The sequence below is a fragment of the Coleofasciculus sp. H7-1 genome (genome assembly GCF_057473865.1).
In genome coordinates this window covers 22,966-34,964 of record NZ_JBYCCT010000022.1, presented here as the reverse complement: position 1 = coordinate 34,964, position 11,999 = coordinate 22,966, and the positions used below count along the sequence as shown (strand labels likewise).

Genomic DNA, 11,999 nt, shown 5'->3' with positions numbered 1-11,999 from the left:
TCATCCAAAATCATCGGAAGCGGAGCAACTCCGACCTCCATAAAATCCAAAATCTAAAATTCAATGAGCGATAGAACAGTTTTTAAGCTTAGGGTTAAGCAAGTTGGTACCGTTTGCGACTTTGAGTTGTCTTGGGGTAAAGGACAGATACTCTCTGTAGAGCTGAATTATCCCCTCTCGTTGACCAGGAGTTACGAACAGTGGCAAAGCGCCTATCTCAACTACTATAGGCGGCTGCGAGGGCACAAGGTCATCAGCGGTAAAGGCACTCTGCCAGTTGACCGACATCAGGAACTGGTGAATGCAGAAGTTCAGCTATGGGATGAATTTCAGCACTGGTTGCTAAGTCCTGAATTAGTCAGTATTCGCCGCGAGATTGTCAAGGCGGCTCATAAACCGGAACATCAAACTGTTGAGGTGTTCCTGACTTGCACTCCTCTAGAACTGGCGCGATTACCGTGGGAAATTTGGGAAATTGGTACGGATTTGGGTGCTAGTCAACAAATACGCATTGCGCGCACTCCAGCCAATATTCTTAATGAACCCGTTTGTCCGATTCGGCGTAAAGCTAGGGTTTTAGCGATTTTAGGGGATGACACTGGCTTGAATTTGGAAGCTGACCGAGAAGCACTGCGATCGCTTCGTCATGTTGCAGATATCAAGTTGATTGGTTGGAAACGGAACCAGGGAAAAGCTGAACTGAATATCCCATATAGTATAGAGGCTCGCTTTTTTGATGCTGATGCACTCAAGATGGAGATCCAGAAAGCGATCGCATCTGAGCCAGGTTGGGATATATTATTTTTTGCCGGACACAGTAATGAAACTGTCCTGACGGGTGGAGAATTAGGCATTGCACCTCACACTTCAATCTCGATTCGGGAAATTGAAGAGTCACTCAAACAGGCGAAAAAACGGGGACTTCAATTTGCCATCTTCAACTCTTGTAGTGGCATGAATATTGCCGAATCTTTGATTAACTTGGGATTAAGCCAGGTAGTAGTGATGCGGGAGCCGATTCACAATCAGGTAGCGCAAGAATTTTTGGTGCAGTTTCTCGCCAGCTTGACCCAATACAAGGATGTTCATTCAGCTTTGCTGGAGGCAAGTCTATTTCTTAAACAACAGCAAAAGCATCTTTCCTACCCTTCTGCCTACCTAGTTCCCTCCCTATTTCGGCATCCAGAAGCCGAGCTATTTTGCATTAAACCTTTTGGTTTCTCTGACACTCTAAAACGCTGGTTGCCAACGACAAAAGAAGCTTGGTGGCTAGCCGCAATCCTGTTTTTGAGTTTATTACCACCCGTACAAAGCTTATTATTAGAACCGCGCATTTTACTTCAGGCTGCCTATCGCCAAGTCACCTTCCAAGTGCCAGCCAAAGGAAGTTCACCCGTGCGACTTATTCAAATTGATGAAGAATCACTGAAAGCTGATGCCGATAAAATTAAACAAATTCATCCTATCGATTATAGCTATTTAGCCGCACTACTGAATCGGCTTTCTGAATTAGAAGCTAAAACCGTTGGCATCGATTATATTTTAGATGATAAAAAACAACCGAATAACAGTCAAAAACTCAAGCAATCTGTACGTAATGCTGTTAGTCGAAATACTTGGTTTATCTTTAGTTCTGGAGAGGGAGAATTCACTCCTAGCTCAGGGGTGACTAAAGATATTGCCAACCTCAATTGGAGTTTGGAAGGGGATATCATGTTCTTCCCTTGGTATCTTGAACTTTTGCCAGCAAAACCCGAAAGTTCACAGATGTATCCTTTTGCTTACCTCTTAGCTATAGCGTATGCGTTGAATCAAGAATTACCTCCTAATTTACCGCAACCAAATTTGCAAAATCGCACAAATTTTAATTCCTCAGTTATTAACTTTTTAAATCAAATAAGCCAACCCAACCAGAAAATAGCTTTTTTGCAACGAGTTCGCCTTCATTCGCTTACCCGCTTTTCTCAAAATTTTAGTCAAGTATGGTTACATCCAATTATTGACTTTTCTATTCCCCCTGAATCTGCCTACCAACGCATTTCTGCCTGTAAGTTACTGGGAGATTGCCTAGGAAAAGGGGAGGTACCGGACACCTTTAAGAATGAAGTGGTATTGATTACTCCAGGTGGGTATAAAGGAGCAGGGTTGGAAGGGAAAAATGAAGATAATTATGTGATTCCTTTAGCTGTCGGTTTCTGGCGCGGTTGGGAGGAGGAAAATTTTCCCGGTGGTGAAGCTCATGCTTATATGCTCGATCATTTATTAACGCGGCGGTTGGTGATACCTATCCCCGATTTATGGGTGATTTTACTTTCTGGATTACTGGGTAAAAGTGTAACGCTGATGTTACAGGATAATCTTCATCAGCGGCAACGCTGGGTGATAAAGTTAGGAGCAGTTACAAGCGTTTATATCATTGCTTCATTGCAAATATATATATCGGTAGCGATGTTATTACCTTGGTTTTTACCAACAGTTTTGTTTTGGAATTATATTCGTTTATCATTCAGGAGAAAGTCTCATGGCTAATTTTAAACGAGTCAAGTCTATTTTGTTAATATCTGCCTTAATTACAACTTTTTTCTCAGTCCCGATACAAGCGGCAAATAGACAACAGCCGCATCCTTTACTAACCCAAAGTAATGATACATATCTAGCTTTATCGTGGGGTGATATCTGGAAGAAATTACGTCGCAAAAAGAAAGGAGGGGGTAGTCGAGGAGGAGCGATTTGCGCGATCGCTCCTGGGAAACTGGTAGACTCAGATTCGCTTTATTCAAAGCAAGGGGAAATCCTAGAGATTTGGAGCGATCGCCCTATGTTTCTCTGGAATATCCCAGAAGGAACGGTAAAGCGAATTGAGCTATCTCTTCAGGGAAATCAGGGAATATTGTGGGATCGACCAATTGAAGGAGAGACGAGGGCGGTCTATGATGGGAAACCATTGCAACCTGGACAATCTTATGTATGGAAGTTGTCTGCTTCAGCGCCGTACCCAATTGAAAGCAGCGTTGTGTTTCAAGTGATGGAACCGGAAAGACGCGATCGCATTTCAGCCGAATTGATTGCACTGGAGGAGCGATTCAAAGGAGCATCAGGGGAGACAATTGCGCTGGAGAAAGCGAACTACTTCACCGAACGCGAACTCTGGTCAGATGCGATCTTGGAACTCTATTCGGTGCCAAATCCCTCGGCGGAATTAATGGATGCGATCGCGCTTCTTCAAGCTCATAATTTCTGTGCAGAAGATGAGCCAAAAGATTCTGCATCTCGATAGGCTACGGTTTCTGTTTTTGCATAAGTTCCTCTTGCTCAAAGATATATGCGATATATGCAAGCGGGTAATCGTCTTATATGCTGCGGTTGGACTCTTAAGGCTATGCGATTGAAAAGATTTTTCTGGATTACACCTACCACTGTACTCCTCATTGGCTCGCAGACTTTTCGGGTTAATTTCCCTGTGCCATTAGCGGCATATCCTGTAGTGGCTCAAACTTCAGATGCCCGTAAAGCGGAAGCTAAGCGACTGTTTCTGCAAGGTGGTCAGCAAATTGGGAACAGTCAATTTCAAGCTGCCATACAATCTTTGCAACAAGCATTGAGTATCTATCGGGAAATTAAAGACCGTTTAGGCGAGGGATGGACGCTGCGCCAGATCGGTTATGCCTACAAGTCTCTAAAAGATTACCCTAAAGCAATTGATTACTACCAGCAGTCTTTGGTAGTTGCGCTGGAAATTGAAGACTTTGGGCTAGAAGCGATGGTGCGCTCCAGCATAGAAGTGGCGCAAAGTGAGAGTAATCCTCGCATAGCAGAAGCAGACCGCCTTCGGAACCAAGGTCGGCAGCAGTATCAGACCAATCAATTTGAAGCTGCTTTACAATCTTGGCAACAAGCACTGAATATTTACCGGGAGACAAAAGAACGTCAAGGCGAAGGATTGATGTTGCGCGATCTCGGTAATGCTTACGATTCTCTGGAAGACTACCCGAAAGCGATTGAGTATCACCAGCAGTATTTGGCAGTTGCCAGGGAAATAAAAGACCGTCTAAGCGAGGGATTTGCGCTGTTGTATCTCAATAATAGTTACGCTAACCAAGGCATTCAGCAATTTGAGAACAGCCAATTTGAAGCAGCTATACAGTCTTGGCAACAGGCACTGAGTATCGACCAGGAGATAGAAAATGGTCAAGACAAGGGATGCATACCACAAAATCTCGGTCTTGCTGCCGCCCTTATTGGGAAAGGTGAGGGATGGATACTAGGAAATATTGGTGCTGCCTACCTTAAGTTGGGAGACTCCGCTAAAGCGATTGAGTACTTCCAGCAGACCTTGCCAATTGCACGCGCCAACGGAGACCCTCAAAGCGAGGGTCAGGTACTAGGAAATCTTGGTAGTGCCTACCTGAATTTGGGGGACTATCCGAAAGTAATTGAGTACTCCCAACAGAGCTTGGCAATTGCACGCCAAATTAAAGACCCCCAAATTGAGGGAAGGGCACTGTTAAATCTTGGTGCTGCCTACATTAGTTTGGGAGATTACCCAAAAGGGATTGAGTACTCCCAGCATAGCTTGCCAATTGCACGCCAAATCCAAGACCCTCAAAGCGAGGGTCAGGTATTAGGAAATCTTGGTTTTGCCTATCTTAACCAGGGAGACTACCCGAAAGCGATTGAGTACTTCCAGCAGCACTTGGTAATTGCACGCCAAATTCAAGACCCTCAAGGCGAGGGGAGGGCACTGTTAAATCTTGGTGATGCCTACCGTAATTTGGGAGACTACACTAAAGCAATTGAGTACTCCCAACAGAGCTTGGCAATTGCACGCCAAATTCAAGACCCTCAAATTGAGGGAAGGGCACTCGGAGGTATTGGTCTTGCCTACCTGAACCTAGGAGACTACCCGAAAGCAATTGAGTACTCTCAGCAGCACTTGGCAATTGCACGCTCAATTCAAGAGCGTAAAAGTGAGGGTGTAGCACTGGGAAATCTCGGTGCTGCTTACCTAAACTTAGGAGACTACCCAAAAGCAATTGATTACTTCCAGCAGCACTTGGCAATTGCACGCGCCATTCTAGACCGTCAAGGTGAGGGTGTAGCACTGGGAAATCTCGGCGCTGCTTACAGCAAGCTGCAAGACTACCCGAAAGCGATTGAGTACCAACAGCAGGTTTTGGCAATTGCACGCTCAATTCAAGACCGTCAAGGTGAGGGTATAGCACTGGGAAATATCGGTGTTGCTTACAGTGAGCTGGGAGACTACCCCAAAGCGACTGAGTACTTTCAGCAGATTGTGGCAATTGCACGCTCAATTCAAGACCGTCAAACCGAGGGTGTAGCACTGAACAATTTAGGCTATGCTCTCTACAAACAGGGCAATCTCGCTTTAGCAGAAAGTAACCTCATTGAGGGAATAAAAGTTCTGGAATCTCTACGAAGTGGATTAAAAGATAACGAGAAAATATCTATTTTTGAGACGCAGCGTAACATTTATGTAAATTTACAAGAAGTCCTCATTACTCAAAATAAAACTAATGCAGCGCTAGAAATTGCTGAAAGAGGACGTGCTAGGGCGTTTGTGGAGTTGTTAGCTTCTCGCATCAGCAGCGAGACTGAAACTAAAAGCGAAACCCTCACCATTAACCAACTTAAACAAATCGCCAAAAAACAAAAAGCAACTCTTGTTGAATATTCAATAATTAATGAAAAATTCAAAATCCAAGGCAAGCAGGAATTGCGTAATTCAAAACTCTATATCTGGGTCATAAAACCCACAGGTGAAGTAACTTTCCGCAAAGCAGACCTAAAGCCACTGTGGCAGCAACAAAATACTTCTCTGGAAAAACTTGTTACCACAACCCGCGACTCCATTGGAGTAGACGACCGTAGCATTTTTGTCGCCGAAGTTCAGCATCCTGTTAATGAAGAGGAACAAACCAAAAGCTTACAGCAGCTCCATCAACTGCTAATCGTACCTATTGCCGACCTTCTCCCCACTGACCCGAATCAGCGTGTAATTTTTGTCCCGCAAGAAGAACTATTCTTAGTACCTTTCCCCGCACTGCAAGAGCAAGATGGCAAATACTTGATTGAAAAACACACGATTTTGACCGCACCTTCAATTCAAGTACTAGAACTAACCCGCCAGCAAAGGGAAAAGGTGAAGCAATCTGCTGTCAAAGATGCCATAGTCGTAGGTAATCCCACCATGCCCAGCGTACCGCCTAAAATAGGGGAGAAACCGCAACAACTAGCTTCCTTAAAAGGAGCAAAACGAGAAGCTGAAACTATTGCTCCTTTGCTGAACACCAAAGCGCTCACGGGTAATGAAGCCACCAAAGCCGCCGTTTTAGCACGAATATCCGGGGCTAAAATTGTACATTTCGCCACTCACGGCTTATTCGATGACTTCCAGGGTTTGCAAAGTGCGGTAGCACTCGCACCCACCAGCAGTGATCGCGGCTTACTCACCGCCGAAGAAATCCTCAACCTGAAACTAAATGCAGATTTGGTTGTCCTGAGTGCTTGTAACACAGGTAGAGGACGCATCACAGGTGATGGTGTAATTGGATTATCCCGCTCTTTGTTTATAGCAGGTACTCCTAGCGTCCTTGTCTCCCTGTGGTCTGTCCCCGATGCTCCTACGGCTGAATTAATGACCGAGTTTTATACTAATCTTTACCAAAAGAAACTTGATAAAGCCCAATCCTTGCGCCAAGCGATGCTCAAAATGATGGAAACACACCGCGACAATCCTAGAGCATGGGCAGCTTTTACCTTAATTGGAGAAACTGAGTAGGAGCATCCGTTGAGTAATCAGAATTTACGTGTAGGGAGAAGCATACCCTTTGGGAAGGGTATACTTCTCCCCTACTTAAATATTCCCAAATAGGATACTAGGAGAAATTAGTAATGTCCCATATTTCTCGCCGTCATTTTTTACAATTCGCTGGCTCAACTATAACCACCTTGGCATTGAGCCAGTTAGATATTATCAACAAGGGAAATCGCTACGCTCAAGTTCTGGCGCAAAATACCCCGCGCAAGCTCGCTCTTTTAGTGGGAATTAATGATTATCCAACCAACGATCGCTTTCTCGGAAACCTGGAAGGATGCGTTACAGATGTCGCTTTGCAAGAAGAACTCTTAGTTCATCGTTTTGGTTTTAATCCCAGTGATATTGTCAAGTTGACGAGCAATCAATCGCCTGACAAACAGCCGACTCGCAACAATATTTTGACAGCGTTTGAAGAACACTTAATTAAACAAGCTAAACCTGGAGATGTGGTGGTTTTCCATTTTTCCGGTCACGGTTCTCGATTGCGCGACCCGAATCCCATCCAAGGTTGTGCCAATCGGGTATTCAATGATGAATTTAATAGCACTTTAGTTGTTGCCGATCAAGGGCAAAAAGATTTCGCACCAGACATCATGGGGCGCACTTTGTTTCTGTTGATGTCGGCTTTAAACACAGAAAATGTTACGGTCGTGCTAGATAGTTGTTACTCTGGCGGCGGTACTCGTGGTAACTTTCGAGTGCGTTCCGTACCCGGTGATAAACTCAATCCTAGTCCTGAAGAAATCGCTTATCAAAAACGCTGGATGGAACGGCTACAAATGTCCGAAGCCGAACTCGCTCGTCGGCGCTGTGCAGGTGTCGCTAAAGGGGTTATTTTGGCTTCCGCTCAACGAGAGGAAGAAGCCTTAGATGCCGAGTTCGATGGCTTTTCTGCTGGTGCGTTTACTTATCTGATGACGCAGTATCTCTGGCAAAAAACCGATACGGTGGGAAGCGCGATCGCTCAAATCACTACTGGCATAAAATCGCTTTCTAGTCAAGTACCTTTAGCAGATGGCGACCCGAAAAAACCAGTTTATTTCATCAATAAACAAGTCCCTCCGACTGATGCCGTAATTACCAAAGTAGAAGGCGACAAGGCAACTTTGTGGTTGGGAGGAGTAGATTCTAAAAGTCTAGAAGCTTTCCAACCCGGTGCCACATTCGCAATTGTCGATGACAAAGGGCAAACATCAGGAAAATTAGAATTGGTATCTCCCCGTAGCGGCTTAAGGGGAGAAGCGAAGCTGGTAGAGAGAGCCAATGCGTCTTTAAAACCAGGGATGCTGCTGCAAGAATCAAGTCGGGTTGTGCCAGCGAATTTGAAGTTAAGCATTGGTCTCGATCCGTCTTTAGGAGGAGAGACGAACGCGGCTAAACAGGAACTCTCCGCGATTAATCGCATTGAAGCGGTGCCTGCACAACCGGGAAACGTCCCCTATCCGGGAGGGGTGCAGTACATCTTCAGTCGGATGACGGCAGATTATCAGCAAAAACTGCAAAAGCAAGTGGCAAATCTTCCATCTATCGACAGTATTGGTTTATTTACCCAAGGACTGGAACTGGTGCCGAAATCTTTTGGCGAACCGGGGGAAACGGTAACGACAGCGGTTAAGCGTCTGGAAGCTAAACTCAAATCTCTGCTAGCAGTTCGGATTATTAAAAAGACTTTGAATGCCGATTCCTCGGAGCTTTCTGTAGAAGTTTCGATGAACTTGGTAGAACAACCCAATCAAACCCTTGCTAGAACTTTCACAGGTCGAGGTAGGAATACTCGTCGGGAGTCGGAACAAACTTATGCTAATAAGTTACCAGTGAACCAACTATTTCAGTTTCGAGTTACCAATCACGAGTCTAGCGACCTCTATCTGACGACTCTACTGATTGACTCTAGTGGGGGATTAGTGGTGGTGTTTCCCTATCAGTGGCCTGCGTCAAATGAGACGATGAAATTACGACCCAATCAAACGCAACTGATTGGCGACCCGCAACAACTGAAATTGAGAGCGATCGCAACAGGAACAGGGGAAGCGCTGGTAATTGTCAGCCGTGAGCCTCTAGAAAGAGCTGTCAAGACATTAGTATCCCTTGCAGGGGAACAAGATGTCAGATCGGGGCCGGTGGAGCTGAAAGAACCTGTTGAGGTGATGGGCGATTTACTTAACGATCTGAGTGGCGAACGGGGTGGCATTGTTGCAGAAGCCATACCCATGAACACTTCAGAGATGGCTACTTTGTCAATCTCCTTTGAGGTAAGCGCTTAGCGACTCACGGATTTAAAGGGAAAGAAAAAAGCATCTGAAGCGGCTGTTGAGCAATTTCATCCTCAACTGAGCCAAGGAAATTGTCAAAATATTTACGAACAGCGCACTCTTCGGAATCTTCGGGAAGAAGTTGAGTGAATTTTTACATAACCTCCCCAACATGGGAGATATATATAAGCAGTTCGCTAACCCATTGATAGAGAATTCTGCTATGTATCCTCATCTGCGTCGCCTTAGCGTTGTTACTGCAACCTTGCTCATCTCGTTGAGTTGTCCGTTACAAGTGGTGGGGCTTACTTCGGGAAGCAATGCGGTTTTGGCGCAGGCGCAGACAACAGAACAACGCGATGATGAGGCGTTACGGCTGTATCAATTAGGTATTCAGCAGTTAAATAAAGGACTGTTTCGAGAGGCGTTAGAGACGTTTGAGCAGATTTTAATCACTTTTAAAGCAATTGGCGATCGCCAGGGAGAAGGGACAATCCTCCACAATATTGGGTTCGCTTACGCCAACTTGGGACAGTACCCACAAGCGTTGAAGTATCTTCAACAAGCTTTAGCAATTGCTCAAGAAATTAGTGACAAGGTAACAGAAGGTAAGACACTCAATGGTATTGGGCAAGTTTACAACTCCCTGGGAGAGTACCGACAAGCATTGGAGTCTTATCAAAAAGCCTTAGCGATTACTAAAAAAATTGGTGACAAGACAACAGAAGGTATGACGCTCACCAATATGGGGGTAGTTTATGACAACCTAGGGCAGTACCCACAAGCCTTGGAGTCTTATCAGCAAGCCTTAGCGATTGTCCAAGAAATTGGTAACAGGATAGTAGTGTATGACAGCCTGCGACAGTACCCACAAGCCTTGGAGCCTTATCAACAAGCCTTAGCGATTGCTCAAGAAATTGTTAACAAGGTAACAGCAGGGACAATCCTCAACAATATGGGGGTGGTTTATGGTCGCCTAGGACAGGACTCTCAAGCCTTGAAGTCTTATCAACAAGCCTTAGCGATTGTCCAAGAAATTGGTAACAAGGTGGGAGAAGGGACAACCCTCAACAATATTGGAGAAGTTTACCGCAACCAGGGACAGTACCCGCAAGCGTTGAAGTATTTTCAACAAGCTTTAGCCATTCGCACTGAAATTGGTAATCAGGCACAAGAAGGGACGACGCTCAACAATATGGGGGTCGTTAACCACAACCTGGGACAGTACCCACAAGCCTTGAAGTATTTTCAACAAGCTTTAGCAATTGCTCAAGAAATGAGTGACAAGGCAGCAGAAGGGACGGCACTCCACAATATTGGGGCAGCTTATGACAAGCTGGGACAGTACCCGCAAGCGTTGGATAATTATCAACAAGCTTTAGCCATTCGCGCTGAAATTGGTGATAAAGCCGGGGAAGGTGCGACGCTCAACAATATTGGGGGAGTTTACAATACTCAAGGTAAATATTCTCAAGCCGAAACTACTTTATTCGCAGCTATTGAGATTCTGGAATCTCTACGAGCGCGACAATTAAAAGATGACCAAAAAATCTCTTTTTTTGAACAACAATCTGGTTCTTATAGCTTTCTGCAACAAGCCTTGGTTGCTCAAAATAAATTTGACAAAGCACTCTTAATTGCCGAGCGCAGTCGCGGTCGTGCTTTGGTAGAGTTATTAGATTCCAAATTAGCAGAAAACCCTAGCAATCTACCTGATATAAAACCTCCAACGATTCAAGAAATTAAGCAAGTGGCTTCTAAACAAAACGCAACACTCGTTCAGTATTCGATTGTTTATGAAGCCTTCAAAATAAAAGATCATAGAGAATGGCAACAAAAACTCTACATTTGGATAATTAAACCCACAGGTAAAATTGCTTTTAAGAAAGTAGACCTTAAATCTCTGAATCAATCCTTATTAGTTCTCGTTACCAACAGTCGTGATGATATCGGTGTTAGAGGTCGCAATATCTTTGACGTAACTGTTGTTAACTCCCAACCCGAAAACTCAACCAAAAAGTTACAACAACTTTATAAACTACTCATCGAACCGATTGCAGACTTGCTACCCACTGACCCGAATGAGCGAGTCATCTTTATCCCGCAAGCATCGCTGTTTCTCGTCCCCTTCCCCGCACTGCAAGATGAGCAAGGCAAATACTTAATTGAAAAGCATACCATTCTCACTGCGCCTGCCATTCAAGTTTTAGACTTAACCCATAAGCAGAAGCACAAGGGTCAAAGAGCAGCCAAGGATGTGCTGGTAGTAGGCAATCCTACCATGCCTAAAATTAAAATTGGGAAATTGGAGGCAAACTTAGAGCCTCTTCCTGGTGCGGAAAAAGAAGCGATGCAAATTGCTAAATTATTCAACACTGAAGCGCTGATAGGTAGTAGAGCAACCAAAACAATAGTGATGCAGAAAATGCAGAAAGCTCGCATCATTCATCTGGCTACCCACGGCTTACTTCATGATTTTAAAGGCTTCGGTGTACCGGGAGCGATCGCGCTTGCTCCTTCTGGTACACCTGACAACGTAGTTGATGGTTTACTTACCGCAGGCGAAATCTTCGACATGAAACTAAGCGCCGATTTAGTGGTTCTCAGCGCTTGCGACACGGGACGCGGAGACATTACAGGCGATGGTGTGGTTGGCTTATCTCGCTCTTTAATTTCTGCGGGAGTCCCCAGCGTCATGGTATCGCTGTGGGCAGTTAATGATAATTCTACTGCCTTTTTGATGACTGAATTTTACCGCAATTTGCACCAAAATCCTGACAAAGCTGTTGCTTTACGTCAAGCGATGTTGACAGCAATGAAACAATATCCCAATCCTAAACAATGGGCGGCTTTTACCCTCATTGGTGAGGCTGAGTAAGTTTTTACATACATTGCAGGAGCAATAATTC

5 protein-coding genes are annotated in these 11,999 nt (G+C 44.8%); all 5 read left to right on the top strand.

Features of this window, described 5'->3' with window-relative positions:
• Window positions 1-63: 63 nt before the first annotated feature.
• The 5 genes from AC2VDX_RS05540 to AC2VDX_RS05520 all read left to right on the top strand — a co-directional run bounded on the left by AC2VDX_RS05540 (window position 64) and on the right by AC2VDX_RS05520 (window position 11,968).
• Window positions 64-2,529, top strand: coding sequence for a CHASE2 domain-containing protein (locus AC2VDX_RS05540; protein ID WP_378174545.1), 2,466 nt, complete (start codon window positions 64-66; stop codon window positions 2,527-2,529).
• Window positions 2,522-3,277, top strand: a complete 756-nt coding sequence (locus tag AC2VDX_RS05535) for a hypothetical protein (protein ID WP_378174548.1) — start codon at window positions 2,522-2,524, stop codon at window positions 3,275-3,277. The genes AC2VDX_RS05540 and AC2VDX_RS05535 overlap by 8 nt, the downstream gene beginning before the upstream one ends.
• A gap of 102 nt (window positions 3,278-3,379) precedes the next feature.
• On the top strand, window positions 3,380-6,799 hold the full coding sequence (locus AC2VDX_RS05530) for a CHAT domain-containing tetratricopeptide repeat protein (protein WP_378174551.1): 3,420 nt from the start codon (window positions 3,380-3,382) through the stop codon (window positions 6,797-6,799).
• A 113-nt stretch (window positions 6,800-6,912) separates the two neighbouring features.
• On the top strand, window positions 6,913-9,102 hold the full coding sequence (locus AC2VDX_RS05525; RefSeq protein WP_378174555.1) for a caspase family protein: 2,190 nt from the start codon (window positions 6,913-6,915) through the stop codon (window positions 9,100-9,102).
• Window positions 9,103-9,313: 211 nt separating this feature from the next.
• On the top strand, window positions 9,314-11,968 hold the full coding sequence (locus AC2VDX_RS05520) for a CHAT domain-containing protein (RefSeq protein ID WP_378174558.1): 2,655 nt from the start codon (window positions 9,314-9,316) through the stop codon (window positions 11,966-11,968).
• Window positions 11,969-11,999: the final 31 nt, after the last annotated feature.

Bases quoted from the DNA above. Each gene is read 5' to 3' on its own strand.
- AC2VDX_RS05540 (WP_378174545.1), top strand. From the start codon at position 64: ATGAGCGATAGAACAGTTTTTAAGCTTAGGGTTAAGCAAGTTGGTACC.
- AC2VDX_RS05535 (WP_378174548.1), top strand. From the start codon at position 2,522: ATGGCTAATTTTAAACGAGTCAAGTCTATTTTGTTAATATCTGCCTTA.
- AC2VDX_RS05530 (WP_378174551.1), top strand. From the start codon at position 3,380: ATGCGATTGAAAAGATTTTTCTGGATTACACCTACCACTGTACTCCTC.
- AC2VDX_RS05525 (WP_378174555.1), top strand. From the start codon at position 6,913: ATGTCCCATATTTCTCGCCGTCATTTTTTACAATTCGCTGGCTCAACT.
- AC2VDX_RS05520 (WP_378174558.1), top strand. From the start codon at position 9,314: ATGTATCCTCATCTGCGTCGCCTTAGCGTTGTTACTGCAACCTTGCTC.